28 protein-coding genes are annotated in these 25,287 nt (G+C 67.0%); 12 read left to right on the top strand and 16 right to left on the bottom strand.

Annotation, left to right across the window (positions count from 1 at the left end):
- Positions 1 to 18: 18 nt before the first annotated feature.
- The 4 genes from ABW16_RS05930 to ABW16_RS05915 form a co-directional block, all read right to left on the bottom strand.
- Complete coding sequence (locus ABW16_RS05930; protein ID WP_047318236.1) at positions 19 to 324, bottom strand: DUF1330 domain-containing protein; 306 nt, start codon at positions 322 to 324, stop codon at positions 19 to 21.
- A complete protein-coding gene (locus ABW16_RS05925; RefSeq protein WP_047318235.1) occupies positions 324 to 539 on the bottom strand; it encodes a ferredoxin in 216 nt (71 codons plus the stop codon). The genes ABW16_RS05930 and ABW16_RS05925 overlap by 1 nt, the downstream gene beginning before the upstream one ends.
- Positions 536 to 1,831, bottom strand: coding sequence for a cytochrome P450 (locus ABW16_RS05920; protein ID WP_047318234.1), 1,296 nt, complete (start codon positions 1,829 to 1,831; stop codon positions 536 to 538). The genes ABW16_RS05925 and ABW16_RS05920 overlap by 4 nt, the downstream gene beginning before the upstream one ends.
- A 106-nt stretch (positions 1,832 to 1,937) precedes the next feature.
- A complete protein-coding gene (locus tag ABW16_RS05915; RefSeq protein ID WP_047318377.1) occupies positions 1,938 to 3,218 on the bottom strand; it encodes an amidohydrolase family protein in 1,281 nt (426 codons plus the stop codon).
- 258 nt (positions 3,219 to 3,476) lie between these two features.
- Between ABW16_RS05915 and ABW16_RS05910 the strand changes: the two genes are divergently transcribed.
- Genes ABW16_RS05910 through ABW16_RS05880 form a run of 7 tightly spaced genes read left to right on the top strand, consistent with a single transcriptional unit; the run spans position 3,477 to position 9,173 of the window.
- Positions 3,477 to 4,022, top strand: a complete 546-nt coding sequence (locus ABW16_RS05910) for a carboxymuconolactone decarboxylase family protein (RefSeq protein WP_047318376.1) — start codon at positions 3,477 to 3,479, stop codon at positions 4,020 to 4,022.
- A gap of 4 nt (positions 4,023 to 4,026) precedes the next feature.
- A complete protein-coding gene (locus ABW16_RS05905) occupies positions 4,027 to 5,304 on the top strand; it encodes an aromatic ring-hydroxylating oxygenase subunit alpha (protein WP_047318233.1) in 1,278 nt (425 codons plus the stop codon).
- A complete protein-coding gene (locus ABW16_RS05900; RefSeq protein WP_047318232.1) occupies positions 5,288 to 5,611 on the top strand; it encodes a hypothetical protein in 324 nt (107 codons plus the stop codon). The genes ABW16_RS05905 and ABW16_RS05900 overlap by 17 nt, the downstream gene beginning before the upstream one ends.
- 2 nt (positions 5,612 to 5,613) lie before the next feature.
- A complete protein-coding gene (locus ABW16_RS05895; protein WP_047318231.1) occupies positions 5,614 to 6,843 on the top strand; it encodes a metal-dependent hydrolase family protein in 1,230 nt (409 codons plus the stop codon).
- Positions 6,827 to 7,249: a nuclear transport factor 2 family protein gene (locus ABW16_RS05890; RefSeq protein ID WP_047318230.1), complete on the top strand. Its 423-nt coding sequence runs from the start codon at positions 6,827 to 6,829 to the stop codon at positions 7,247 to 7,249. Before ABW16_RS05895 ends, ABW16_RS05890 begins: the two co-directional genes overlap by 17 nt.
- A complete protein-coding gene (locus ABW16_RS05885; protein ID WP_047318229.1) occupies positions 7,246 to 8,367 on the top strand; it encodes an acyl-CoA dehydrogenase family protein in 1,122 nt (373 codons plus the stop codon). Before ABW16_RS05890 ends, ABW16_RS05885 begins: the two co-directional genes overlap by 4 nt.
- A 14-nt stretch (positions 8,368 to 8,381) precedes the next feature.
- Positions 8,382 to 9,173: an acyl-CoA dehydrogenase family protein gene (locus tag ABW16_RS05880; protein WP_047318375.1), complete on the top strand. Its 792-nt coding sequence runs from the start codon at positions 8,382 to 8,384 to the stop codon at positions 9,171 to 9,173.
- Between the two features lie 83 nt (positions 9,174 to 9,256).
- Here ABW16_RS05880 and ABW16_RS05875 read toward each other — a convergent pair whose 3' ends face one another.
- Positions 9,257 to 10,429: an acyl-CoA dehydrogenase family protein gene (locus ABW16_RS05875; RefSeq protein ID WP_047318228.1), complete on the bottom strand. Its 1,173-nt coding sequence runs from the start codon at positions 10,427 to 10,429 to the stop codon at positions 9,257 to 9,259.
- 221 nt (positions 10,430 to 10,650) lie between these two features.
- Here ABW16_RS05875 and ABW16_RS05870 point away from each other — a divergent pair, with 221 nt between their 5' ends.
- From ABW16_RS05870 to ABW16_RS05855, 4 genes are all read left to right on the top strand, one after another.
- The gene (locus tag ABW16_RS05870; protein WP_082133983.1) at positions 10,651 to 11,304 is read left to right on the top strand and encodes a TetR/AcrR family transcriptional regulator; all 654 of its coding nucleotides are present in this window, start codon (positions 10,651 to 10,653) and stop codon (positions 11,302 to 11,304) included.
- A gap of 76 nt (positions 11,305 to 11,380) precedes the next feature.
- Positions 11,381 to 12,004 (top strand): TetR/AcrR family transcriptional regulator, encoded by a 624-nt coding sequence (locus ABW16_RS05865; protein ID WP_233424708.1) that lies wholly within the window; start codon positions 11,381 to 11,383, stop codon positions 12,002 to 12,004.
- Between the two features lie 98 nt (positions 12,005 to 12,102).
- Complete coding sequence (locus tag ABW16_RS05860; protein WP_047318226.1) at positions 12,103 to 13,560, top strand: aldehyde dehydrogenase family protein; 1,458 nt, start codon at positions 12,103 to 12,105, stop codon at positions 13,558 to 13,560.
- A gap of 20 nt (positions 13,561 to 13,580) precedes the next feature.
- On the top strand, positions 13,581 to 14,657 hold the full coding sequence (locus ABW16_RS05855; RefSeq protein ID WP_046282775.1) for an NAD(P)H-dependent amine dehydrogenase family protein: 1,077 nt from the start codon (positions 13,581 to 13,583) through the stop codon (positions 14,655 to 14,657).
- On the opposite strand, the gene ABW16_RS05850 is transcribed toward ABW16_RS05855, so the two are convergent.
- The 10 genes from ABW16_RS05850 to ABW16_RS05805 form a co-directional block, all read right to left on the bottom strand.
- Entirely contained in the window at positions 14,645 to 14,938 is a 294-nt protein-coding gene (locus tag ABW16_RS05850) for a cytochrome C oxidase subunit IV family protein (RefSeq protein WP_230987239.1), read from the bottom strand. The genes ABW16_RS05855 and ABW16_RS05850 overlap by 13 nt on opposite strands.
- 5 nt (positions 14,939 to 14,943) lie before the next feature.
- Positions 14,944 to 15,516 (bottom strand): cytochrome c oxidase subunit 3, encoded by a 573-nt coding sequence (locus tag ABW16_RS05845; protein WP_046282774.1) that lies wholly within the window; start codon positions 15,514 to 15,516, stop codon positions 14,944 to 14,946.
- Positions 15,509 to 16,270 carry a hypothetical protein gene (locus tag ABW16_RS05840; protein ID WP_412178180.1) on the bottom strand — a complete coding sequence of 254 codons (762 nt, stop codon included), beginning with the start codon at positions 16,268 to 16,270 and terminating at the stop codon, positions 15,509 to 15,511. The genes ABW16_RS05845 and ABW16_RS05840 overlap by 8 nt, the downstream gene beginning before the upstream one ends.
- The gene (locus ABW16_RS05835) at positions 16,267 to 17,022 is read right to left on the bottom strand and encodes a hypothetical protein (protein WP_047318225.1); all 756 of its coding nucleotides are present in this window, start codon (positions 17,020 to 17,022) and stop codon (positions 16,267 to 16,269) included. Before ABW16_RS05835 ends, ABW16_RS05840 begins: the two co-directional genes overlap by 4 nt.
- A 76-nt stretch (positions 17,023 to 17,098) precedes the next feature.
- Entirely contained in the window at positions 17,099 to 17,692 is a 594-nt protein-coding gene (locus tag ABW16_RS05830; RefSeq protein WP_047318224.1) for a TetR/AcrR family transcriptional regulator, read from the bottom strand.
- 21 nt (positions 17,693 to 17,713) lie between these two features.
- Positions 17,714 to 18,583, bottom strand: coding sequence for a methylmalonyl Co-A mutase-associated GTPase MeaB (gene meaB, locus ABW16_RS05825; RefSeq protein WP_047318223.1), 870 nt, complete (start codon positions 18,581 to 18,583; stop codon positions 17,714 to 17,716).
- Between the two features lie 8 nt (positions 18,584 to 18,591).
- Positions 18,592 to 19,359 carry an enoyl-CoA hydratase/isomerase family protein gene (locus tag ABW16_RS05820; RefSeq protein WP_047318222.1) on the bottom strand — a complete coding sequence of 256 codons (768 nt, stop codon included), beginning with the start codon at positions 19,357 to 19,359 and terminating at the stop codon, positions 18,592 to 18,594.
- Between the two features lie 3 nt (positions 19,360 to 19,362).
- Complete coding sequence (locus ABW16_RS05815; protein WP_047318221.1) at positions 19,363 to 20,454, bottom strand: acyl-CoA dehydrogenase family protein; 1,092 nt, start codon at positions 20,452 to 20,454, stop codon at positions 19,363 to 19,365.
- A complete protein-coding gene (locus ABW16_RS05810) occupies positions 20,441 to 21,346 on the bottom strand; it encodes an acyl-CoA dehydrogenase family protein (protein ID WP_047318220.1) in 906 nt (301 codons plus the stop codon). The genes ABW16_RS05815 and ABW16_RS05810 overlap by 14 nt, the downstream gene beginning before the upstream one ends.
- A complete protein-coding gene (locus ABW16_RS05805; protein WP_047318219.1) occupies positions 21,331 to 22,749 on the bottom strand; it encodes a class I adenylate-forming enzyme family protein in 1,419 nt (472 codons plus the stop codon). Before ABW16_RS05805 ends, ABW16_RS05810 begins: the two co-directional genes overlap by 16 nt.
- Before the next feature lie 71 nt (positions 22,750 to 22,820).
- Here ABW16_RS05805 and ABW16_RS05800 point away from each other — a divergent pair, with 71 nt between their 5' ends.
- A complete protein-coding gene (locus ABW16_RS05800; protein WP_047318218.1) occupies positions 22,821 to 23,828 on the top strand; it encodes a ferredoxin--NADP reductase in 1,008 nt (335 codons plus the stop codon).
- A gap of 15 nt (positions 23,829 to 23,843) precedes the next feature.
- On the opposite strand, the gene ABW16_RS05795 is transcribed toward ABW16_RS05800, so the two are convergent.
- Positions 23,844 to 25,271 carry an aldehyde dehydrogenase family protein gene (locus ABW16_RS05795; protein WP_047318217.1) on the bottom strand — a complete coding sequence of 476 codons (1,428 nt, stop codon included), beginning with the start codon at positions 25,269 to 25,271 and terminating at the stop codon, positions 23,844 to 23,846.
- Between the last annotated feature and the right edge of the window lie 16 nt (positions 25,272 to 25,287).

Genomic DNA, 25,287 nt, shown 5'->3' with positions numbered 1-25,287 from the left:
CCGCGTAGCGGGCCCGGATCAGGAGCGCGCCGGGAAACCCGACAGGATGACCGCGTTGCACTCGGCCGCGGCCTGCCGCAGCTTCGCGGCCTCCTGGTAGCCCTCGGAGTGATACCAGGCGCGGGCTGCGTCCACGGATTCGAATTCCAGGACGACGGTTTGGTTTCCGTGCCAGTCGCCTTCCAGCACCTCATGCTGGGTCTCGACGGCCAGGATCGTGGCGTCGCCCATGGTCGGCCCCGCCGCCTTGCCGTAGGCGACCATGCCCGCCGGGTCCTTGATGGCCTCGGTCAGGATGACATATCCCTTGGGCGCATCGGCCATTAGCTCTCCTCCGTGGATGAATCGTCGGTGACGTCGTCGATGGCGTGTTCCGGGCACTGCTTGATGGCGTCGCGAACCGCGTCTTCGAACTGCTCCGGCACGTCGCCTGCGGCGGCCTCGGAGTATCCGTCGTCGTTGATGGCGAACACCTCGGGGCAGATCGTGGTGCAGATGCCGTGTCCGGCACAGCGATCCGGGTCGACCCAGGCCTTCATCGCGCTTCCCGCTTGACCGGGGTGAATTCCAGGTTCAGTTGGATCAGTCCCCGCAGGATGTAGGTCGGAATGTAGTGGTACTGCCGCGCGCCGGCGGGGCCGTGCAGCTCGTCGGAGATCCTGATGTCGGTGGTGCGGTCCAGCAGGCGCTCGATCGCGATCCGGGTTTCGGCGCGGGCCAGCGGCGCACCGGCACAGCTGTGGATGCCACGCCCGAAGGTGATGTGCTGACGGGCATTCGAGCGCGCGGGGTCGAAGGTGTCCGGGTCGGTGAACCGGCGCGGATCCCGGTTCGCCCCGGCCGCGAGCACCATCAGCGTGGTGCCGGCCGGGACATGTACGCCGCCGATCTCGGCGTCCACCCGGGAGAGCCGGAAGTCACCCTTGACCGGACTCTCGAAGCGCAGCACCTCTTCGATGAAGTTCGGGATAAGGCTGCGGTCGCCGCGAAGGCGCTGCTGGATGTCGGGCCGCTCCCCGATGATCTTCAACGCGGAGCCGAGCAGTCGCACGGTGGTTTCCTGGCCGGCCGAGTAGACGTTGGCGGCCACCTTGGCCACGTCCATCGGGTCCGGGATGGAACCGTCGGGGAACGTCGCCTCCGCCATACCGGTCAACACGTCGTCGCGCGGTGCGCTGCGACGATCGGCGATGTAGCCGGCGAAGGTGGCGTAGAGGAACTCCAACGGACTGTGCGCCAGCGCCTTGGCGTCCGTGCTGCCGATCCCGCCGCCGACGTTGCGGTGCATGTTCTTGACGAAGTCGTCACGGTCTTCGTCGGGAACGCCCAGCAGGTCGGCGATGACCAGCAGGGTGAACGGCGCGGCGAATCCGCTGATGAATTCCCCGGCGCCGGGCGCGAGGTAGTCATCGAGTACCGCATCGGCCAGCTCCCACATGGCGTCCTCGTTCTCCTTGAGGCGCTTGGGGGTGAGCAGTCGCATCAGCAACGCGCGGTGGTTGGTGTGCGTCGGCGGGTCCAGGGTCGGCAACTGGTCACTGAAGGGCAGTTCATCGCGGTGCTTGTCGATCAGGCTGGCAACGGTCTCACCGCCGAGGTCGCCGTTGAGTGGCACTGGGAAGCCCGGGAACGGGCCGGTCACCGCGATACACGAGGAGAACACGTCGGCGTTGCCGGCCACCGCGCACGCCTCGTCCCAACCGGTCACCATCATCACGTCGTGGTGCGGCTCGCGGGTGACCGGCGACCGCTCCCGCAGCGCACGCAGATACGGGTAGGGGTCGCCGACCACCGATTGGTCGGTGAAGAAGTCGATCGTGTCTGGATCCATCGAGCCGTTCCGCTCCCTCTCACAACCGAGAATGCCATTCTCGCAACCGGTGATCAGACTTCCATACGCCGCCGGTGCCCGTCAACAGTGTTGGGGCCGCGCCGACTCAGCTGTTAGACCGCGCGGCTTCCATCAACGCGTTGGCCTGCCGGTCCCCATCCTTGTGGTGGCTGAGCGCACGGATCGAGACGTCGTGGCCCTCGGCAGCCTTCCGTAGAGCGCCGACGGTGGCCTGCTCACGGGGAATGTGGGTGAACGGGTCGAACGAGTACCAGCGCATGGCGTTGCGGTGAGTCATCTTGTGGATGTCGTCATCGGAGACGTTGTTGGCGGTCAGCACGTCCCACAACTCTTCGGGCGCGCCCGGCCACATCGAGTCGCTGTGCGGGTAGTCGGCTTCCCAGGCGATGTTGTCGATGCCGATGAGGTGGCGCAGTTGCACACCCACCGGATCGGAGATGAAACAGGTCAGGAAGTGCTCGCGGAACACCTCGGAGGGCACCTTCCCGCCGAAGTCCTGGCCCGTCCAGGTCGAATGCATCTCGTAGGTTCGGTCGGCCCGCTCCAGGAAGTAGGGGATCCACCCGGTGCCACCCTCGGACAGGGCGACCTTGAGGTCCGGGTATTCCTTGATCGGCCTGGACCACAACAGATCCGCGGCGGCTTGGACGATGTTCATCGGCTGCAGGGTGATCATCACGTCCATGGGCGCATCGGGAGCGGTGATGGCCAGCTTCCCGGACGACCCGATGTGCACGTTCATCACCGTGTCGGTGTCGCACAGCGCCTGCCACAGCGGGTTCCAGTACGCGTCGTGGAAACTCGGGTAGCCCATCGCGGCCGGGTTCTCGGTGAACGTCAGGGCGTGCACACCTTTCTTGGACACCCGCCGCACCTCGTCGGCGCACTTCTCGGCGTCCCAGATCACCGGTATCGCCATCGGGATGAAGCGCCCGGGATAGGCCCCGCACCATTCGTCGATGTGCCAGTCGTTGTAGGCCTGCACCAGTGCCACCGAGAATTCCGGATCCTCGGTGGCGAACAGTCGGCCGGCGAAGCCGGGGAACGACGGGAAGCAGATCGAGCCCAGAATGCCCCCGGCATTCATGTCCTTGACCCGTTCGTGGACGTTGTAGCAACCGGGCCGGATCTCGTCGAGACCCTGCGGCTCCAGCCCGTACTCCTCTTTGGGCCGGCCCGCGACCGCGTTGAGCGCGACGTTGGGGATCACCACGTCGCGGAACTGCCACGAGTCGGAGCCATCGGGGTTGTGCACCAACCGCGGCGCGTCGTCGAGGTACTTACGGGGCAGGTGGTTGGCGAACATGTCCGGCGGTTCCACGGTGTGGTCGTCGACGCTGATCAGAATCATGTCGTCTTTGTTCACGGCCATCCTCCGTTCCGGGCGCGGCACAGTGGCCGACCCAACGACGTCTCCAATGAAAACTATCTTCCCGTTTTCGGAGAATCAACCTTCGCGCAGGCTCAATAGGTTGCGGAACCCGCTCCCGCACCGGCCGCGCCCAGGGCCCTTCCACCCACTCCTCCTACCTGCACAAACAGCGAAGTGTTGACCAATCGAGCCAAACATGGAAATCTGTTGGTCAAATATGAGAATGTGATTCTCGCTTGCGAGGAGGAACCGATGCGCCTGACTCCGCTGTCGGAGTCCCAGTGGGACGAGGAGGCAGTCCAGCGTGCCCTGGCCCAGGTGCTGACCGCCGATCGGCGCAACTCCCGCGACGCGGGGTCGGCAATGACCATGCTGGTTCACCACCCGAAGCTGGCCCGGGCCTTCCTCAAATTCAATGTCGAGCTGCTCTACCGCTCATCGCTGCCCGGAAACCTTCGCGAGCTTGCGATCCTGCGGACTGCCCACCGCCGCGGCTGTGAATACGAGTGGGTGCACCACATCACGATCGGCAAGGAAGCCGGCCTCACCGACGCCGACATCGAAGACCTGCAGCACGGCGCGGGACGCGACGAACTGCACCAGGCCGTGGTGAACGCAGCCGACGAACTCGAGGAGACCTCCCGACTCTCCCCCGCCACCGAGGCGGTCCTCGCCAAACACCTGGACGAGCACCAACTGATGGAACTCGTCTTCACGGTCGGCTGCTACTCCATGTTGGCCATGGCCTTCAACACTTTTGGCGTTGAGCTCGACGAAAAACCCGAATCAGAGAGGTAACACCGTGCCCCACTTCCCCAAGCCGGCTGCAGGCAGCTGGACGCAGAGTTATCCCGAACTGGGCACCGAGCCAGTCGATTACAGCGACTCGATCGACCCGGCATTCTACGAGGCCGAGCGCGAAGCGGTCTTCAAGCGCATGTGGATCAACGTCGGACGCGTCGAACGGCTCCCCAAGACCGGCAGCTACTTCACCCGGGAACTGCCCTCGGTATGCAAGGGCACCTCGATCATCGTCGTCAAGACCAAGGATGGGTCGGTCAAGGCCTACCACAATATCTGCCGTCACCGCGGAAACAAGCTGGTGTGGAACGACTTCCCCAACGAGGAGACCTCCGGCACCTGCCGACAGTTCACCTGCAAGTACCATGCCTGGCGCTACAGCCTGGACGGCGACCTGACCTTCGTCCAGCAGGAGGACGAGTTCTTCAACGTCGACAAGACCGACTACGGTCTGGCCGGCGTGCGCTGCGAAGTATGGGAAGGCTTCATCTTCGTCAACTTCGACGACAACGCGCAACCGCTCGCCGACTACCTCGGGCCGCTGGCCAAGGGGATCGAGGGCTACCCGTTCGGCGAGATGACCGAGACCTACTCCTACCGCGCCGAAGTCGGCAGCAACTGGAAGCTCTTTATCGACGCGTTCATCGAGTTCTACCACGCGCCGATCCTGCACCAGGGGCAGTACACCAAGGAAGAAGCCGCCAAGATCCAGAAGTTCGGCTACGAAGCGCTGCACTACGAGCTGGCCGGCCCGCACAGCCTGCAATCGACCTGGGGTGGCCAGGCGCCGCCCCCCGACATGTCCATGGTCAAGCCATTGGACCAGGTGCTGCGCAGCGGACTGTTCGGCCCGTGGGACAAGCCGGAACTCATCGCCAACCTCAAGGATCTGCCGCCGGGTGTGAACGTCAAGCGGGTGCCGCAGTGGGGCATCGACTCGTGGCTCTTCTACCCGAACTTCATGCTGCTGATCTGGGAGCCGGGCTGGTATCTGACCTACCAGTACTGGCCGACCGCCGTCGACAAGCACACCTTCGAGGCGAACCTGTACTTCGTGCCGCCGAAGAATGCCCGCGAACGCCTGGCCCAGGAGCTGGCCGCCGTCACGTTCAAGGAGTACGCGCTACAGGACGCCAATACCCTGGAAGCCACCCAGACCATGATCGGCACCAAGGCCGTCAAGGACTTCCTGCTGTGCGACCAAGAGATCCTGATCCGCCACCTGCACAAGGTGAACCGCGACTTCGTAAAGGAGTACCAAAGTGCCGCTGCCGTCTGAATTCGCCGCCCTGGAGCCCTACTTGGGCTGGGACCTGGCCCATGAGCCGGACCGCTACGCCAAGCGGCTGGCGTCATCCATGCCCGAGATGCAGGAGTTCTACGACGTCGCCTTCCCGATGCTGGACGACGTCGTTTCCTACTGCGACAAGTTCCCGCTGGACGACTTGCCAGATGACGCAAAGACTCTCATGCACATCATGCAATCCCTCGTGATGGTGTCGTTCCCGATCGAGGCCTGGAAGCAGCCGCGCGTCCCGGACAGCGGCGCGGCGTGGGTGGAACTGCTGAGCGAGCCGGTGATCTAGGGGTGCTGACGCTCAAGGCGGCCGGCCTGCTGGACGTCGACACCGGAGAGATCATCCGGCCCGGCGTGGTGCATATCGACGGTGACCGGATCGTCGGCGTCGGCGAGCGTCCAGCGGGTAGCAGTGAAGCCGACGAGGTTATCGATCTCGGCGAGTCGATCCTGCTGCCCGGGCTGATGGACATGGAGGTCAACCTGCTGATGGGCGGCCGGGGCGAGAATCCCGGCCTGTCCCAGGTGCAGGATGACCCGCCGACCCGGGTACTGCGCGCCGTGGGCAATGCGCGGCGCACGCTGCGCGCCGGGTTCACCACGGTGCGCAACCTGGGCCTGTTCGTCAAGACCGGCGGATACCTGCTCGATGTGGCACTGGGCAAGGCGATCGACGCCGGATGGATCGAGGGGCCGCGCGTGGTACCGGCCGGGCACGCGATCACCCCCACCGGTGGGCACCTGGATCCGACCATGTTCGCGGCGTTCATGCCGGGTGTGCTGGAGCTGACCGTCGAGGAAGGTATCGCCAACGGTGTCGACGAGATCCGCAAAGCGGTCCGCTACCAGATCAAGCACGGCGCGCAGCTGATCAAGGTGTGCTGTTCCGGCGGTGTCATGTCACTGACCGGAGAAGCCGGCGCACAACACTATTCGGACGAAGAACTGCGCGTTATCGTCGACGAGGCGCACCGGCGGGGCCTGCGCGTGGCCGCACACACCCACGGCGCCGAGGCCGTCAAACACGCGGTGGCATGCGGCATCGACTGCATCGAGCACGGTTTCCTGATGGACGACGAGGCCATCAGGATGCTCGTCGAGAACGACCGCTTCCTGGTCACCACGCGGCGGCTGGCCGAGGCCATGGACGTCTCCAAGGCCCCGGCCGAGCTGCAGGCCAAGGCCGCCGAGATGTTCCCCAAAGCCCGCACGTCGATCAAGGCGGCCTATGAGGCCGGCGTGAAGATCGCCGTCGGCACCGACGCGCCCGCGATCCCGCACGGACGCAACGCCGATGAGCTGGTCACCCTGGTGGAGTGGGGTATGCCGCCGGCCGCCGTGCTGCGGGCGGCGACGGTGACCGCCGCCGAGCTCATCAACGCCGCCGACCGCGGCCGGCTGGCCGAGGGGCTGCTGGCCGATGTCATTGCGGTGCCCGGTGATCCGCTGGCCGACATCGCCGTCACCCGGAACGTGAACTTCGTCATGAAAGGCGGCAAGGTATATGTCAACAAGAACTGACGACCTGGTCGAGATCCAGCAGACGCTGGCCCGCTACGCGGTGACCATCACCCAGGGCGACATCGACGGGCTGGTGGCCGTATTCACCCCGGACGGCACCTACAGCGCATTTGGCGAAACCTATTCGCTGGACCGGTTTCCGGTGCTGGTCGATGCCGCACCCAAGGGCCTGTTCATGACCGGCACCCCGGTGATCGAGTTGGACGGCGACACCGCGAGCGGCACCCAGCCGCTGTGCTTCATCGACCATGCCAGCCACGACATGCGAATCGGCTACTACAACGACACCTACGTGCGCACCGCCGACGGCTGGCGGTTGCGGACCCGCAAGATGACGTTCATCCGGCGCAGCGGCGCGCACGATGCCGGACGTCCCCACGCGGTCGGCAGGCCCGAAGCCGGATGAGTGCACTGCACGATCCCGCCGAGTTCCGCACCCAACTACGCGTCTGGCTCGAATCCACCGATCTGACACCGGCTCGCGATCCTGGCCTGAAGGCACACCTGCAACAGTTCGCCCGCGTGCAGCAGGCGCTCTACGAGGCCGGTTGGAGTCGCTACGGCTGGCCCGAGCACGCCGGCGGCCTCGGCGGCCCGGCCATGCTGCGCGCCATCGTGGGCGAGGAGGTGGTCGGGCGGCGCCTGGTGGAGCCGGGCCCCTACTCCATGCTCGAGGTGCTGGCGCCGACGATGATCGACTACGCCACCCCCGAGCTGGCCGCTGAGATGGTCCCCAAGCTGCTGAGCGGCAAGGAACAGTGGTGCCAAGGCTTTTCCGAGCCCGGATCCGGCAGCGACCTGGCATCACTGAGCACCCGCGCCGCCCCGCGGGGCGACCAGTGGGTGATCAACGGCCAGAAGGTCTGGACCAGCTTCGCCCAGTACTCGCAACGCTGCATTCTGCTCGCCCGCACCGGGGGCGCCGATACGCCGAATCACCAAGCGATCACGGCCTTCTTCATCGACCTGGACACCCCCGGCATCGACGTGCGCCCGCTGCGCACCATGCACGGCGTCGACGAGTTCTGCGAGGTGTACTTCGATGATGTCGTCGTCGACGGCTCGCGCATGCTCGGCAAGCCCGGCGACGGCTGGCAGCTGGCCATGGACCTACTGCCGTATGAGCGGTCCACCTGCTTCTGGCAACGCATCGCCTATCTGTACGCACGCTTCGATGCGCTGATCGCCGAGGTGAAGCGCCAGGGCGCCGCGGTCGACAATGACCTGGGGGCGGTGTATCTGGCGTTGCACACCTTGCGTTGCCGCTCCCGCGCCACCCAGCACCGACTGGCCGAAGGTCAACGGCTGGGCCCGGACACCTCGATCGACAAGGTGCTGCTGGCCAGCGCCGAACAGTTGCTCTACGACACCGCGCGCGACCTGCTGCCGGGCGTCATCGAGCTGGACGAGGGCGAGTGGCGCGCCGAGTACCTGTACTCCCGGGCGGCCACCATCTACGGCGGCACCGCTGAGGTTCAGCGCAACATCATCGCCCGCCGACTGCTCGACCTCGGAAAGGAGTGACGGTGACCACCGGAATGGATGCCGCCTCGATCGTTCTGCTGGAAGACACTCTGCGCAAGACCATGGCGACTTCGTCCGGCGCTGCACTGGACCGGGCACTGGCCGAACTCGGTTGGGCGGAAATGCTTTCCGAGGATCCGGACTTGGCGATCCCGCTGGTGTTCCGGCTGCTCGGCGAGACCGGGTCGCACGCCTCGGTACTCAATGACGTGATCCTGGAGACCATCGGCGGCCTGCCCGGCGGCACTCCCCCGATGCCCTATGCCGGCGGCAGCTGGGTGATCTGGGAACGGAGCGAACGCGAGGGCAATCCGGTCCTCGGCGGGCTGCCACTGCGCCAGGTACCCGGCGGGGAACTGATGCGGGTGGGTGAAGCCCGCCGCGCGTTGGGCTGGTGGATGGTCGGCTCGGCGCGGGCCATGCTGGCCCTGGCCCGCCAGCACGCACTGGACCGGGTGCAGTTCGGCAAACCGATCGCCTCCTTCCAGGCCGTTCGGCACCGGCTCGCCGACACCCTGGTCGCCATCGAGGGCGCCGAGGCCACGCTTGCCGTTCCCGTCATCGACAGCCCGGACCTGACTGCCATGCTGGCCAAAGCCGCGGCGGGCAAGGCGGCGCTGACCGCGGCCAAGCACTGCCAGCAGGTGCTCGGCGGAGTCGGTTTCACCGCGGAACACGAGCTGCACCGTCACGTCGAGCGGGTGCTGGTGCTGGACGGACTGCTCGGCAATGCCCGCGAGTTGACCCGCCAGGTCGGCGGCGGCCTGCGGGCCCGCGGCTCGGCGCCCCGCATGGTCCAGCTTTAGGTCGCCGAGAGGGAATCCCACGACGGGACACGCCGTTGCGGCGTCGCTGAATTCCCTCTCGCGGGGTAGTGAGGCGGTTGCGGCTACCGCGGCAGACCGAGCACCCGTTGCGCGATGATGTTGCGCTGAATCTCCGAGGTGCCGCCGGCGATGGTTCCCGAGAAGCTGCGCAGGTACCGGTCGAACCAGCTTCCCGAGGCGTGATCCTCGTTGAGCGGCATATAGGTACCGGAGCTGCCGGGGTGGATCAGGCCGGCCACACCCGCATTGTCGAGCGCGTGTTCGGCGGCGTTCTGCACGGCTTCTGAACCCAGCAGCTTGAGCACCGACAGTGCGGGCACGTCCTGCTCCCCGCGGGCGGCCTGTGCCAGCGCCACCGAGCCGAGCAGTCGTAGCGCCTCGTTGTCCATCAGCAGTGTGGCGAAGCGGTCGCGGTCCAGCGCACCGGCCGGACGGAAGTCGTGAATCAGGTCGCGCAGCCGGTCGGCGAAGCTCATCCACAGCAACGTGCGTTCGTGCCCGAGTGAGCCGTTGGCCACTCCCCAGCCACCGTTGAGCGGACCCACCAAGTTCTCGGCGGGCACCCGGACATTGGTGAAGAAGACCTCGTTGAAGTCGATGTCGTCGTGCGCGCACGCCGATGCAAAGGGCCGTCGCACAACACCTTCGGTGTCGGTGGGGATCAGCAGGACACTGATGCCCTTGTGTTTCGGCGCATCCGGGTCGGTGCGTACGAACGTCAGCAGCACGTCGGCGTCGTGGGCGCCGGAGGTCCAGACCTTCTGTCCGTTGACCACAAAATGATCGCCGTCGAGCACCGCCCGGGTCTGCAGGCCGGCCAGATCCGATCCGGCACCAGGTTCGCTCATGCCCAGCGACGCGGTGATCTCGGCCCGCAGAATCGGTACCGCCCAACGATGTTTCTGCTCCTCGGTACCGAACGACAGCAGTGACGCCGCGATGATGCCGACTCCTTGCGGGTTGAAGCTGGGGTAGATGCGCCGACGGGACAGTTCCTCGGAGTGCACGTACTGCTGCAGAATCGTGGCGTTACGGCCGCCGAACTCGGGCGGGTTCGCGGGTAGCAGCCAGCCGTTGTCGAACAACAGTCGCTGCCAGCGGCGCGCCCAGTCCGGCACGTCCGAGCACGAATGCGACCGCTGCAGGGCCTCGGCGTCGGTGGGCAGATGCTCGTCGAGGAACGCCGCGAACTCGGCCCGGAAGTTCTCGACTTCAGGATCAAAGGTCAGTTGCACTGGCGAACTCCTCGACTCAGGCGCCCCGGGAGACCCGATTCGAAAGCGGCCGGCGATCTTGCTCGTCCGCTTCCCTAGACGCGGAGATGAGAATATCATTCTCGAATGGAGAAGTTACGATCTCTGAATCGTCGCCCCCACGCCGGTGTGCTGCGCCACCGGCGCATTTACGTCCAGTACAGTTGCGCCATGTCTCGGTCACCGCAGCGTCCGGAACGCCGGTGACCAATCCGAGCGAGGAACCGGCCTGGAAGCAGCGCGCGGTCGAACGCTCAATCAAGACGGCGAAGATCCGCGCGGCGCAACGCGTCCAGCGGTTTCTGGATGCCGCGCAGTCGATCATCATCGAAAAGGGCAGCACTGACTTCACCGTCCAGGAAGTCGTAGACCGCTCGCGCCAGTCGTTGCGGAGCTTCTACCTGCAATTCGACGGCAAGCACGAGCTGCTGCTGGCGCTCTTCGAAGACGCTCTGAGCCGCGCCGCCGACCAGATCCGCGCCGCGACGGCCAATCACTCCGACCCGCTGGAACGCCTCAAGGTCGCCGTCGAGTTGCTGTTCGAGTCGTCGCGCCCGGACCCGGCCGCCAAGCGACCGCTCTTCACCGATTTCGCCCCGACCCTGCTGCTGACCCACCCCGTCGAGGTCCGGGTCGCCCACACGCCACTGCTGGAGTTGCTGGCCGAGCTGACCGAACAAGCCGCCGACGCCGGCCGGCTGCGCACCGGCGCCAATCCCCGGCGGGTGGCGGCCATGATCATGCAGACGGTCATGTTCAACGCCCAATCCAGCCCGGCCTCAGCCGATCCGGCGGTCAACCCGCTGACCGCCGAGGAAGTCTGGGACTTCTGCGCGCACGGCTTCGGACGCAACTGAGTCGGTCGACCACCACCGGACACGCTCGACACGTCGGCGAACGCCGCTGAGCACAAATTAGACTGCGGCCATTGCCATGCGTAGAAAGTCTGACCCGCAGCGACGGCGTCGACAGCTGTGCGATGCGGCGATCGAGCTGCTCGGCGCGGACGGCGCCCGCGGACTCAGCCACCCCAAGGTCGACCGCCGCGCCCGCATGCCCGCGGGCACGACATCGTTTTACTTCCGCACCCGCAAGGCCTTGATGCATGCGGTGGCCGCCCGGGTGACCGAGCTCGACCTCGCCGATCTGCGCGCCATGTCGGAGCTGGCCGACGACGGCGACGGCCTCGTCTCGGGCACCCTGGGACTGGCCACGATGGTGGTGCTGGCGGGCACCGCGCCGTGGGTGACGCGAACACGCGCGCGCTACGAACTGGCGATGGAGGCGGGTCGCGAGCCCGAGCTGGCCGAGATCATGCGGCAGAGCACAACTCAGTTCCATGAACTCGTCCGGCGGGCGGTCACCCACTGGCAGCCCGACGACTGTCAACCCGACTCGGCAGTGCTGGACGAGCAGACCTATGCGGTGCTGCGCTTCGTCAACGGCGTCATGGTCGAGTCCTGCCAGGGCCACGATCCCGATCGCAGCGCCGAACAGATCGATCGGCTGATCCGGGCGATCATCGGCGGGGTACGCGAACAGCGCGGCCCCGACTGAGTCGCGCCGCAGAGACCACCGCGAACCCTAGACATCGGCTGGGGAACCACATACCCTCGTGCAAACGCAATTATCCGAATGCGAGAAGGGGATTATCCATGTCGGTGCAGACGGTGTTGGACGACATTCGTAAGGTCCCCGGCACCGGAGACGTGATTCCGATCATCGATCCGGCCACCGAAGAGCAGCTGACCGAATTCACCGACTGCGGCCCCGAGGCGGTCAACGACGCCGTCGCCCGGGCCAAGGCCACCGCGGAGTCCGGGGTGTGGTCGCAGATGGCCGACTACGACCGGGCCCGGGTGCTGTGGAAGGTCGCCGACCTCATCGACGAGAACGCCGAAGTCCTGGCCGAACTCGAGTCGATCAACGCCGGCATTCCGGCCTCCCAGGCCGCGATCATCACCAAGGTGGGCTCGGAGTGGTTCCGCTACTACGCGGGCTGGTGTACCAAGATCGACGGCATCGCGCGCGACGTGAACACCGGCGGCCTGACCGGCATCGAGTCGCATCAGCACGTCTACACGCTGCGCGAGCCCTATGACGTGGTGGGGCTGATCTTCCCGTGGAACGGCCCGGTCTTCAACTTCTGCGCCAAGCTGGCACCGTCGCTGGCCGCCGGCTGCAGCAGCGTGGTCAAGCCGGCCGAGGAAACCCCGCTGTCGGCGCTGGTCCTCGACCGCATCCTTAGCGAGGCGGGCGTGCCCGACGGCGTGGTCAACATGGTGCTCGGCTACGGCCACACCGCCGGTGCTGCGATCACCGCGCACCCCGACGTGGACAAAGTCGCGTTCACCGGGTCCACCGAGGTTGGTCGTGAGATCGTGCGCGCCTCTGCCGCAAGCAATCTCAACAAGGTGACCCTGGAACTCGGCGGCAAGTCGCCGGTCCTGATCTACGACGACGCCGACCTCGACATGGCCATCACCATGGCGGCGTTCGGCACCTTCGTGCACTCCGGGCAGGCCTGCGTGTGCGGCTCGCGGATCTTCGCCCAGCGCGGCGTCTACGAGCGCGTCGTGGAAGGCATCGCCAACATGGCCAACATGATGCAGCTCGGCGGCCCGAAGGACGAGGGCGTTATGGTCGGTCCGCTGATCAGCCAGAAGCAGCTCACCCGGGTGCTCGGCTACCTGGAGCAGGGTAAGGCCGACGGCAACGAGCTCGTCACCGGTGGCCACCGGCTGGACCGCAAGGGCTACTTCGTACACCCCACCGTGGTCACCGGCGTCGACCCCGACTCCAGCCGGCTGTTCCAGGAGGAGATCTTCGGCCCGGTGGTCACGATCCTGCCGTTCGACGACGACGACGAGGCGATTGCCCTGGCCAACAACAGCAGCTACGGGCTGGCCGCGACCGCATGGACGTCCAACCTGGGCCGCGCGCACCGGCTGGCCAAGCGGCTCAAGGCCGGAACGGTCGGGCTGAACTGTCAGATGCAGTTCGACCACTCGATGCCGTTCGGCGGATACAAGCAGTCCGGCTGGGGTTACGAATCCGGCAAGGCAGGCATCGAAACCTACCTCCAGACGAAGATCGTCTGGGCGCAGATGTAGCCGGAGAACGGGACAACGACATGGTTGACGCCCCCGCCTCCCCCTACCGGGTCGTTCAGTGGACGACCGGCAACGTCGGCAAGAGTTCCGTTCGGGCGATCACCGGCAACCCGAACTACGAACTCGTCGGCCTCTTCGCATGGTCGGACGACAAGGTCGGCCGCGACGCCGGCGAGCTGGCCGGCATCGACCCGCTCGGCGTCACCGCGACCAACGACGCCGCGGCGCTGCTGGCACTCAAACCCGACTGTGTGGTCTACAACCCGATGTGGATCAACGTCGATGAGCTGGTGCAGATCCTCTCGGCGGGCGTAAACGTCGTGACATCAGCGTCTTTCATCACCGGGCACAACCTCGGCGACGACCGGGACCGGCTCGCCGAGGCGTGCCGCAAGGGCGGATCCACCCTGTTCGGGTCCGGGGTCAGCCCGGGCTTCGCCGAACTGCTGGCGATCGTGGCGGCGACAGCATGCGACCGGGTCGACAAGATCACCATCACCGAGACGGCCGACACCACCCTCTACGACTCTCCCGACACCGAGCGGCCGGTGGGTTTCGGCACCGCGATCGACGACCCGGACCTGGAGCCGATGGCCGCCCGCGGCACGGCGGTCTTCGCCGAGGCGGTCCGGCTGGTCGCCGACGCGATGGGCATCGAACTCGATGAGATCACCTGCGTTTCCGAATACGCCCAGACCACCGCGGACCTACCGATGGCATCGTGGACGATCCCGGCCGGACACGTGGCCGGGGTGTTCGCCAGCTGGCGCGGAATCGTCGACGGCCGATGCGTCATCGACATCAACGTACGGTGGCGCAAAGGTCAAACGCTGGAGCCGGATTGGCAGCTCGACGGCGATGGCTGGAAGATCACCATCGACGGCCGGCCAACGGTGAACATGCAAGTCGGCTTCACGCCGCCACCGGACCTGATCGCCTCGGCCAAGTCCCTCGACGACTTCTTCGAGCTCGGCCACATCATGACCGCGATGCCGCCGATCAACGCCATCCCGGCCGTCGTCGCGGCCGAACCCGGCATTGCCACCTACAACGATCTGCCGCTGAACCTGCCCCGCTTCCCCGCTCAGAACAGGTAGATCACCAATACGGCCGTCCACAGCACGGCGAGCCACGCGTCGGTGGTGCGGCGCAACCAGATCGGTGCGGTGCGCACCTCCATGAAGTTACGGATGATCAGCCGGGCCTTGACACCCGACAGCGCGATCACCGTGACCGTGATGGGGATGCTCGGCTCGACCGGTCCGGCGGTGTGCCCCGGAGCCAGCCACCAGGCCAGCACGGTGATGACCACCAGGACAAGCCAGGTCGCGGTGAGCAGCGGGTCGGCCACGAATCGGGGGTGCTGCTGTGCGGTCACGGCGTTCACCTCATCACGTAGAGCAGAGCGAAGATGACGACCCAGAGCAGGTCGACCATGTGCCAGTAGGTCGCGCCCTGTTCGACCATGCCGACTCGGGCCCGGCGCGGGTTGCGCAGTTCGCGGATGACGACTCCCAGGATCAGCAGGCCGAGTCCGACATGGAACAGGTGTACGCCGGTCAGCACGTAGTAGAAGCTGAAGAAGGCGCTGGAATTGGTGTGCCCCGCATGTATTTCCGCGGTCCACTCGTAGATCTTGAGCGCCGCGAACAGCACGCCGCACAGCGCCCCGGCGCGCACCAGCGCGATCGCGCCGGTGCGGTCGCCGGCCCGGACCGCCTGCACGCTTTGGGCCACCAGCCAGGAACTGGTGATCAGCACAATGGTGTTGATCACGCCGACGGTGATGTTGAGGTGCTGCTGGTCGGCCAGGAACTGCTCGGGCGCCCTGGTCCGGAATACCAGGTACGCGATGAAGTAGCCGCCGAAGATGAACAGATCGCCGAGCACCATGAACCACATGTGGCCGTCGCCGGGCAGATGGGTACGGGCGGTTGGCGCTTTCAGGTCAGTCATCGACTTGTCCCGCAACGACTTCCGGGGCTTCCCGCTTACCGGTGACCCACATGATCGGGAAGATCAGCCCGATCCAGGCGGCGAAGATGACGACGGCGATGTAGAAGGAGATGATGCCGTTCCAGGAGAAGGCGCCCGATTCGAACAGCCACATCTGGGTGGCGATCACTTCGGTGACGATCTGCCAGACGGTGATGTAGGCGAACCATTTTGGGAAGATCTGGTTCTTGTCGTAGAAGATCGCCAGCGCCAAACAGAAGTAGGCGGCGGTGAAACAGCCCAGCGACCCGTTGTAGGTCAGCGTCCCCAGGTCGTAGAAGAACCGCACCAGCTCCGGGTCGCGGTCTGACCGGAACACCGCGAGCAGGTAGCACAACATCATCAGCTGAAAGCCGGGAATCGCCCCGACCGCCATGGCACCGATATAGCCGTAGGCCAGCACCGAACCCGAACTCATCCGCTTCATGTGATAGCCGATGAGGCCGTTGGAGATCGCGGCGCCGCCGGTGATCACCAGCAGCATGACGAAGCCGATCTGGATCGTCAGCGCGTGCTGGTGATACCAGGCCTGGATTTCGGGCATGCCGACGTCGGGGCGCGGCGGGGGCGTCACCCGGCCCAGCAGGCACACGCCGACACCCATCAGCAGGTAGAACGCTACCGAGATCCAGAACACCACCCGCACATCGGGTTTCCCGCCGGCGGGTGGAGATTCGTCGACCTCGGGTCCGTAGAGCAGTGTCGCGATGTTCACCGCGCCGGCCCCTCGACCAAGCCTTCTGCCACACCTTGGCGATACAGCGCATCGCGCAGCGCGAAGAACATCGCGACGACGAATATCGCGAAAGCGCCGTTACGGACCCAGAACGAGATGAGTCCGTCCCAGGCCAGCGGTCCGGTGGTGAACACCGTCGCCGCGGCCGAGGGCAGCATCGCCAGAGCGGTGATCACCGACAGGTGGGCCACCCAGCGCGGAAACACCGGATCGGGCCCACGGTCGAAGTAGACGGCGCAGGCCAGCATGGCGAACTGCGCCACGATCATGCCGACGGGCGCGATGAACGACAGCCACGCCATGTCGTTGAGGGCCTGGATCACCTCCGGGCTGCGGTCCGGACGAAACGCCGCCACCCCGAAGTAGATGTTCGACAACGCGAACAGGGTCGCGCCGCTGACCACGGCCGCCAGGTAGGCGTAGGCGAAGACGTGGCTCTGGGTCGACATCCGCTTCATCTGCCCCACGATCAGCACCAGAAACGGCACGATCATGATGCCGCACAGGTTGAACCCGACCATGCTCAACCGGATCCAGGACCGATGCTGGTCGTAGAACTGCGCCACTTGCGCGGCGGACATGGTCGGCGACATCGGCGGGAAGAACCCCGGGAACGCCAGGAACAGCGCGAGCAATACCGCGGCGACGACCGGCCCGGACCACAGCAGCACCAGCTGAGCCCGGAAGGCGGTGGCTTTCGGCGAATCCTCGACTTCGGCGAGCAATTGCATAGCGCTACCCCTTCACCCCGCTAGCCGATCGGCTACCGGAAAGATAGCCGAGCGGCTATCCGGCGGTCAATGGCAATCAACGTCCGGCACCGTCCGGCGCCTCGATGAATCGCCGGGTGAGCCGAAGCAATTGGGCGCGCAGCGTGTCATCGTCGATGTCGCCCACCAACGGATGCATCACCCCGACGGCGATCGCACCGGACAACATCGCCGCCGACACCACGGCGTCGTCGCCGGCGTCGCCCACCAGCACCCCATACAACCGCGCGATGAACTGCTGAAAAGGCTGATGTTCGGCCAGCAGCCGAACGATCACCGGGTCGAACTGTAGTGTGCTCGCCGCACCCCGTCGGCGTACCGCCATGTCAATGACGCCGTCGAGCAACACTTCCCGGGCCCGTGGCCGACTCTGCTGCGCTTCGGCGACCTCCAATGCCTCCTCCAAACCACCCAGTTCCCGCTCGGTGAGGGCGACGACGATCTCCTCCTTGGTCTTGAACTGGTGATAGACCGCCGCCTTCGTCACCCCGATCGCGTCGGCGATCATCTGCAGCGACGTTCCGCCGACCCCGTTCTCACCGATCAACTGCAGCGCAGCGTCGAGAATCCGCGTCTGCGCCGCGCTACGGGGGATGAAGCGGAACCGGGTAGCGGCCGGAGTGGAAGCCATGCGATGACAGTAGCCAGTCGGCTAGTCAGACAACAGCCGCTCCGCCGCCGAGTAGGGATCATCGGTCCCGTCGACAACCCGTTCGGCGAGCCGGTCCAGCGCGGGATGAGTGCGCAGCCGGGTATGAGCCAACGAGAGGATCTGTGCTCGCGCCCGTGCCAGCCGGCGCTCGCGACTGTCGGTGCGGTGATGGGCCTCGATCACGTCCACCAGCTCGCCGAGACCGTCGCCGCGCGCGGCGATCAGGGTGAGAATCGGTGCGCCGGTGTGCTTCAGCTCGACCCGGAGATCGCGCACGGTCTGCGCGGCACCCTCGCGGTCGGCCTTGTTGACCACCACGATGTCGGCCACTTCCAGCAACCCGGCCTTGGCGGCCTGGACCGCGTCTCCGGCACCGGGATTGAGCACCACGATCGTCGGGTCGGCGATCGCGGCGATCTCAATCTCGGACTGGCCCACCCCCACCGTCTCCAGCAGCAACACGTCGAAGCCGAGCGCGGCGAGCAGCGCAATGGCCGCGGGCACCGCCTCGGCCAGGCCACCCAGGTGACCGCGGGCCGCCACCGACCGGATGAGCACTTCCGGATCGTTGATGTGGGCGGCCATGCGAATGCGGTCGCCCAGCAGGGCGCCGCCGCTGAACGGCGAGGACGGATCGACGGCGAGTACCGCCACCCGCAGGCCCCGCTCCCGGTACGCCCCCACCAGCGCCGCGATCGTGGTGGACTTGCCCGCCCCCGGCGGTCCGGTCACCCCGATGACTCGCGTGGCGGCCGGCCCCACAGCGGACAGGACTTCGGCCCGCCGGCCGCTTTCGACCAGGCTGAGCAACCGACCGGTGGCACGGACGGAGCCCCCGCGCGCCGCGGCGAGCAACTCGGCAATGGTCATGCGGAACGTCAGTTCTTGTTCGCGGTGAGCCGATCGATGATGGCGGCGAAATCGTCGGTCTTGAAGGACTGGTCTTCGGCCATGTTCGCGAAGTCCAAGGTGGCCAGCACCGCACGCTCCAGGTGGATGTTGAGCAGCCGCTTGGTGCTCTCCACCGCCTGGCGGGGCAGCTCGGCGATTCGCCGAGCACACGAAATCGCCTCCGCCAGAGGATCTTCCGCCACATGGTTGGCCAGTCCCAGCTCCACCGCCCGAGCGGCCGGAATACGAGCCCCAGTCAGGGCGTACTCCTTGGCCAGCAGCAGGCTCATCTGCAACGGCCAGGTCAGCGGACCCCCGTCGGCGGCGACCAGACCCACCTGCACGTGCGGGTCGGCCAGGTAGGCCGATTCCGAGACGTAGACGATGTCGCTCAACGCCACCAGGCTGCAGCCCAGACCGACGGCGGGCCCGTTCACCGCGGCGATTACCGGGGTGCGGCAGCGCGCCATGCCCAGCACGATATCGCGGCCATGTGCAATCGTCTTGGCGCGCAGCTTCTCATCGCGCCGCAGTTCGTCGAGGTAGGCGAAATCGCCCCCGGCGGAGAACGCCCGCCCGCTGCCGGTCAGCACCGCCGCCCGCGCATCACGGTCTTCCTCCAACCGGGGCCACAGTTTCGCCAGGCCGGTGTGCAGTGCGTCGTTGACGGCGTTGAGCGCGTCGGGGCGGTTGAGTGTGATGATCCGCAGCGGGCCGTCGGCACGCACGTCGATTTCAGCAGGCAAGTCATACACGTCTTACACTCCTAGTCCCAGGATTCGGCCGGCGATGATGTTCTTCTGAATCTGCGAGGTCCCGCCCATCACGCTCTGGGCGCGGCTGTACAGGTAGGCGCTGAGCAGGTCGGGTTCATCGACCCCGCCGACCGCCAACGCGGCGTGGCCGACGGACTGCTCCACCCAGGTCATCAGCAACTTGTCCAGCGAGCCTTCCGGCCCGTGTGAGAGCCCGTCGAGCTGTTCGGAGAGCCGCCGACGCACATGCAATCGCAGCATCTCGGTTTCCACTGCGGCCCAGGCCAATTCCTCGGGAACTTCACCATCTGTACGGTTCGCCATCTGACGCACCAGTTTGCCGTAGCGGGCCGAGTACCCCAGGGTCGACGGTTCCCGCTCATGGCCGACCACCGTCATCGCCAGCGCCCAGCCCTCCCCCGGCTGGCCGATCATCTGGCTCGCCGGCACCCGCGCGCCGTCGAACAGCACCTGACCGAATTCGGTGGTGACGCCGTTGATCATCTGCAGCGGTCGCTGCTCGATGCCGGGCTGGTGCATCGAGATGATGAATGCCGAAATGCCGCGGTGGCGGGGCGCGTCCTTGTCGGTGCGCGCCAGCAGCAGGCACCAGTCGGCGACGTCGGAATAGCTGGTCCAGATCTTGTGTCCGTGAATGACGTAGTCGTCGCCTTCCCGGGTCGCGGTGGTGGTCAGCGAAGCCAGGTCCGAGCCGGCCCCAGGTTCGGAGAACCCCTGGCACCAGCGTTGGGTGCCGTCGATCATCCCAGGCAGAAACCGTTGCTGCAGTTCGGGACTGGCGTGGCGGCCGAGCCCCACCACCAGGTAACCCAGACTGGGCCGCGGCGGCGCACCGGCGGCAGCCAGCTCCTCGTCGACGATGACGTCATAGACCGGCGGCAGCTCCTGGCCGCCGTACTCGCGCGGCCACGACACCCCGAAGAATCCGCCCGCATACAGCGCCTGATGCCATTCGCCCTGGCGCGCCCAGTACTCGTCGTCACCGGCGGCGGGGAAGGTACCGGCCCGCTCGGTCAGCCAGGCCCGAAGCCTGCTGCGGAAGTCGGCTTCGGCGGGTGAGTCACGAAAGTCCATCTGCGATATCCCTTATCGTCACGGGCCACAGGCCGGTCGAAGTCAGTGCCCGCCGCAGGTAGACATGCGCCGCGCACTCCCAGGTGTTGCCGATTCCGCCGTGCACCTGGATCGCGGTCTCGCAGACCGTCCGGGCGGCGCGGGCGGAGTAGATCTTGGCGATCCGAGCGGCACGCACCGCGTCGGGCGCGGGTGCTTCGTCGACCGCCCAGGCCGCGTGCCGCAACACACTCACCGAACCCTCGATGAGCGCCAGTCCCTCGCCGAGCAGGTGAGCGATGGCCTGATAGGAGCCGATCGGTTTGCCGTACTGCTCGCGGATCTTGGCGTAATCACACGCCAGGCCGTGCGCGCCGCGCGCGGCGCCGACCAGATCGGCGCACGTCGCCACCAGCGCCAGCGCCTGCCACCGCACGGCGTCCTGCGTGCCGAGCTCGCCGACCTGCTGCGCCGCACCGGCAAGGTCGGCGACGCGTCGGGTGAGGTCGGCTCCGGTTCGCAGCGCGCCGACCGGGGCGGTCAGCACCGTGCGCTCGCGCACCGTCACCGCCTGTGCTGCGCCACGAGCGTCGATGGCGGTGCCGCCCACCGCGACAGTGGTCGGGTCCTCGCCCAGGGCCACGTGGCGGTGCACGTCGTCGGCCAGCACCGGCCCGAGGAACGGCACGTCGACCAGGCCTCGACCGAACTCCTCGGCGACGATCGCCACCTCGACCCCCGACGCGCCGTCCGAGCGCAGCGAGCGCCAACCCGTCTGCGCGACAGCGCGTTCCAGACGAGCCAGTCGGCTCGCGTCGTCGAGTTCCGCCACCGAGCCCGGTCCCAGGTCGTCGGCGAGCTTGGCCGCGGCATCTCGCAGCTGGCGCTGCTCGGCATTCAGCCGGACATCCATAGGCGCTCCTTCAGTAGTCGGCGCAACAGCTTTCCGGACGGCAGCCGGGGGATCTCGGGCACGACCACCACCCGGCTCAGACGTTTGTAGGAAGCCAGGCGGTCGCTGACCAGCGCACACAGTTCGTCGTCGCTGACCGGGGCGCGCAGTGCGACCGCCGCGACGACGGCCTCACCGTCGCGCACGTCAGGCACCCCGAAAACGCCGCAGTCAGCGACCGCAGGGTGCTCGTGCAGCACCGCCTCGATCTCGGCGGGCGCAACCTGAAAGCCGCGGACCTTGATCATCTCCTTGCAGCGGTCGGTGATCCGCAACCAGCCGCCGCCGTCGAGATATCCCACATCACCGGTGTGAAACCATCCGTCCCGCACCACTTCAGCGGTCGCCGACGCGGGAAGGTAACCGGCCATCAGAGAATCGGACCTGACCAGGATCTCGCCGGGAGCACCGGGGGGCAACGGCTCGGCAGCGGAGTTGTCCGCATCCAGGTCCACCACCTTCACCTCGACCCCGGGCACTGGCCGGCCCACGCTGTCCAGGCGCGCTGCGCCGACGGGGTTGCAGGCGATCACCGGAAGCTCGCTGGTGCCGTAGGCCGGCACAAAGGGCACACCGGTGCGCCGGGTGACGGTGTCGGCGACGGCCGCGGTCACCGGGGTGGCACCCCACATGATGTAACGCAGTGAGGACAGGTCGAACGATTCCAGGCCGGGATGCGCGGCGATGGCCAGGGCGATCGGCGCCACGGCCATCTCCACGGTGATCCTGTCGGAGCCGATCGATTTCAGCATCGCGTCGATATCGAACCGCCGGTGCAACCGCACCCACGCCCCGACCTGCAGCGCGGTCAGGATGTTGAGCAGCCCGAGGATGTGCGACGGCGGTGTGGCCACCTGGATCCGGTCGGCGGCGGTCAGCCCCAACGCATCTCGCCAGTGCCGCACCGCCGCGGCCAGTGAGGCGTGGGTATGCCGGACGGCTTTGGGCAGCCCGGTGGTGCCGGAGCTGAACACCAGCAGTGCGTCGGAGCCGGCCGGCGGTGGATCAGCTTCCCACGTGCCGGCCGGAATCTCGTCGTCCAGGTGCCGCATCGGCATCAGCTCGGCCAGCACCGGGTGGTCGCCCAGTGCGCACCGGGGTTGCACCAACTCGAGGGCGTGCGCCACCTCGTCGCGTTTCCATGCGGGGCTGATCAGGGCGACGACGGCCCCCAGGCGCCAGACGGCGCGCACTGCGACGACGAACTCCGGCCGATTCGACGCCATCAGCGCCACCCGGTCCCCGGCGCCCACACCGTCGGCCGCCAGGACGGCTGCCAGGTCGCCGGCCAGCACGTCGAGTTCGGGCAGACACCACTGCCGATCCTCGAATGCGAGCACTGCGGTGGACGATCCTGGCGACATTTGAGAAGATCCTATCGGTTTGAGAGAATAGTATTCTCTCAAGCGAAGAACGCAAACCGGAAGGGGTGGGCATGGCGGTCACTCATGTATTCCAGCGAGCGACCGTGACGCGCATCGTCAAGGAGACCGCTGACGCCTACACCTTCGTGCTGGCGCCCCATGAGCCACCGTTCTCCTACCGGGCCGGTCAGTACTCGACCTTCCAGGTGCGGGTCGACGGTGAGGAGCTCTACCGGTCCTACTCGATGTCGAGCGCTCCGGAGTCCGATTCCGAGCTGATGACCACGGTCAAGCGTGTTCCCGGCGGCAAGGTGTCGAACTGGCTGCTGGACAACGTCGCCGAAGGCGACGAGCTGGTGATGACCCGAGCGGCCGGGATCTTCTGCCTTCAGGAGTCGTCGGCGCCGCTGCTCGCGTTCTCCGGAGGCAGCGGGATCACGCCCATCCTGTCGCTGGCCAAGAGCGCGCTGGCGACCACCGACCGCGCCGTGCGGCTGCTCTGCGCCGATCGGGACGCGTCCGCGGCGATCTTCGAGCGCACCCTGGACGAACTCGCCGCCCGCTACCCCGGCCGGCTGTCGGTGCAGCGGCATCGCGACGCCGACGACGGCCTGCTCGACGCCGCGGCGGTCACGGCATTCGTCGGCGCCGACACCGGCGCGGACTGCTACGTGTGCGGCCCGGCCGGATTCATGGACGTGGTGCGCGCAGCCTGGCCCGGCCCGGGCCGCCTGTTCGTCGAGGACTTCGACGTGGCGACCGCGCCGGCGCCGGCCGCCTCGGCACCCGGTACCGACGCCGAGGTGACCGGGACGGTGACGATCCATCTCGGGCGGAAGAAGGAATCGGTGCCGCGGGTCGCCCGCGAGACACTGCTGGAGAGCGCCCGGCGCGCCGGGCTGGCGCCCCCGTTCTCCTGCGAGGCGGGCAACTGCGGCACCTGCATCGCCCAGATCACCGAGGGCAGCGCGACCATGCTCAACAACACCGTGCTCGACGATGACGAGGTCGCCGACGGCTACATCCTGACCTGCCAGGGTGTGCCCGAGGGCGGCTCGATCACGATCCACTACGAATAGGGCGGCGGGCCGCCCTCAGCCAGCCACCCCGCAGCCCAAAGTGCTCTTGGTCTCCAGGTATTCGTGGAATCCGGCGTCGCTCCACTCGCGACCGTTGCCGCTGCGCTTGTAGCCGCCGAACGGTGCGTTCAGGTCGAAGGCGTGGTTGATCGCGACCCAGCCGGCCCGGATCCGGCGGGCGATTCCGCGCGCGGCGTCGATGTCGGCGCCTGAGACGTAGCCGGCCAGACCGTACTCGGTGTCGTTGGCGATCTCGACAGCCTCATCGAGGTCGTCATAGCCGAGGATGCACAGCACCGGGCCGAAGATCTCTTCGCGCGCGATCGTCATCTGATTCGTCACGTGCGCGAAGACCGTCGGCCGGACGAAGTAGCCGGTGTCGAGCCCAGCCGGCCGGCCAGCGCCGCCCGCGGCGACCGTCGCGCCCTCGGCGATGCCCTGCTCGATCAGGCCCTGCACCTTGGCGAACTGCGCCGCTGACGCCACGGGACCGATCGCCTTGGGATCGGCCGGGTCACCGACCTTCACCTGCTCGGCGACCGCACGAGCGATCGCGATGGCCTCGTCCATCCGGGAGTTCGGCACCAGCATCCGTGACGGCGCGTTACAGCTCTGCCCGGAGTTGACCATCATGGTCGACACCCCGGCGGTGACGCTGTCGACGAAGGCGTCGTCGTCGAGCACGATGTTGGCGCTCTTGCCGCCCAGCTCCTGGGTCACCCGCTTCACCGTCGGGGCAGCGTTCTCCGCCACCGCGACGCCGGCACGGGTAGAGCCGGTGAACGACACCATGTCGACGTCCGGGTGCCGCGACAGCGCCACGCCCACCCCGGGGCCGTCGCCGTTGACCATGTTGTACACGCCGGCCGGCACGCCTGCCGCGTCCATGATCTCGGTGAAGATGTAGGCCGAGAACGGCGCGACCTCAGAGGGTTTGAGCACCATGGTGCAGCCGGTGGACAACGCCGGGTAGACCTTCACCGCGATCTGGTTCAGCGGCCAGTTCCACGGTGTGATGAGACCGCATACCCCGATCGGCTCGCGCTCCACCAGGGTGTCGCCACGCTGCTCGCTGAACGAGAAGTTCTTCAGTGCGTCGATTGCCGTGACAAGGTGACCGGCCCCAAGGTTGACCTGCACTCCGGCGGCCAGCGCGGGCGGCGCCCCCATCTCCTCGCTCACCGCGTCGGCCAGGTCGCCGCTGCGCCGCTGGTACTCGGCCAGGATCGACTGCAGCAGGTCCAGCCGCTCCGCCCGGCTGCTCTGCGACCAACTGGCGAACGCCCGCCGGGCCGCGGCGACCGCGAGGTCGACGTCGGCCGCCGAGCCGAGCGCGATCTTCCCGCAGACCTTTTCGGTGGCCGGGTTGTCGACGTCGAGCGTTTTGAGCTCGACCGGGTCCACCCACCGGCCGTCGATGTAGAACTGGGTGTATTCGCGCATCACAACACTCCTTCGA

It is taken from the genome of Mycolicibacter heraklionensis (genome assembly GCF_001021505.1).
Classification (GTDB): domain Bacteria; phylum Actinomycetota; class Actinomycetes; order Mycobacteriales; family Mycobacteriaceae; genus Mycobacterium; species Mycobacterium heraklionense.
Note: the sequence above shows the minus strand (reverse complement) of the source record. Positions and strands in the feature narration are given on the sequence as shown.

Coding starts and splice junctions, on each gene's coding strand:
- ABW16_RS05930 (WP_047318236.1), bottom strand. CDS start 324: ATGGCCGATGCGCCCAAGGGATATGTCATCCTGACCGAGGCCATCAAG.
- ABW16_RS05925 (WP_047318235.1), bottom strand. CDS start 539: ATGAAGGCCTGGGTCGACCCGGATCGCTGTGCCGGACACGGCATCTGC.
- ABW16_RS05920 (WP_047318234.1), bottom strand. CDS start 1,831: ATGGATCCAGACACGATCGACTTCTTCACCGACCAATCGGTGGTCGGC.
- ABW16_RS05910 (WP_047318376.1), top strand. CDS start 3,477: ATGCGCCTGACTCCGCTGTCGGAGTCCCAGTGGGACGAGGAGGCAGTC.
- ABW16_RS05890 (WP_047318230.1), top strand. CDS start 6,827: ATGTCAACAAGAACTGACGACCTGGTCGAGATCCAGCAGACGCTGGCC.
- ABW16_RS05885 (WP_047318229.1), top strand. CDS start 7,246: ATGAGTGCACTGCACGATCCCGCCGAGTTCCGCACCCAACTACGCGTC.
- ABW16_RS05880 (WP_047318375.1), top strand. CDS start 8,382: ATGGATGCCGCCTCGATCGTTCTGCTGGAAGACACTCTGCGCAAGACC.
- ABW16_RS05865 (WP_233424708.1), top strand. CDS start 11,381: ATGCGTAGAAAGTCTGACCCGCAGCGACGGCGTCGACAGCTGTGCGAT.
- ABW16_RS05860 (WP_047318226.1), top strand. CDS start 12,103: ATGTCGGTGCAGACGGTGTTGGACGACATTCGTAAGGTCCCCGGCACC.
- ABW16_RS05855 (WP_046282775.1), top strand. CDS start 13,581: ATGGTTGACGCCCCCGCCTCCCCCTACCGGGTCGTTCAGTGGACGACC.
- ABW16_RS05845 (WP_046282774.1), bottom strand. CDS start 15,516: ATGACTGACCTGAAAGCGCCAACCGCCCGTACCCATCTGCCCGGCGAC.
- ABW16_RS05835 (WP_047318225.1), bottom strand. CDS start 17,022: ATGCAATTGCTCGCCGAAGTCGAGGATTCGCCGAAAGCCACCGCCTTC.
- ABW16_RS05830 (WP_047318224.1), bottom strand. CDS start 17,692: ATGGCTTCCACTCCGGCCGCTACCCGGTTCCGCTTCATCCCCCGTAGC.
- meaB (WP_047318223.1), bottom strand. CDS start 18,583: ATGACCATTGCCGAGTTGCTCGCCGCGGCGCGCGGGGGCTCCGTCCGT.
- ABW16_RS05815 (WP_047318221.1), bottom strand. CDS start 20,454: ATGGACTTTCGTGACTCACCCGCCGAAGCCGACTTCCGCAGCAGGCTT.
- ABW16_RS05810 (WP_047318220.1), bottom strand. CDS start 21,346: ATGGATGTCCGGCTGAATGCCGAGCAGCGCCAGCTGCGAGATGCCGCG.
- ABW16_RS05805 (WP_047318219.1), bottom strand. CDS start 22,749: ATGTCGCCAGGATCGTCCACCGCAGTGCTCGCATTCGAGGATCGGCAG.
- ABW16_RS05800 (WP_047318218.1), top strand. CDS start 22,821: ATGGCGGTCACTCATGTATTCCAGCGAGCGACCGTGACGCGCATCGTC.
- ABW16_RS05795 (WP_047318217.1), bottom strand. CDS start 25,271: ATGCGCGAATACACCCAGTTCTACATCGACGGCCGGTGGGTGGACCCG.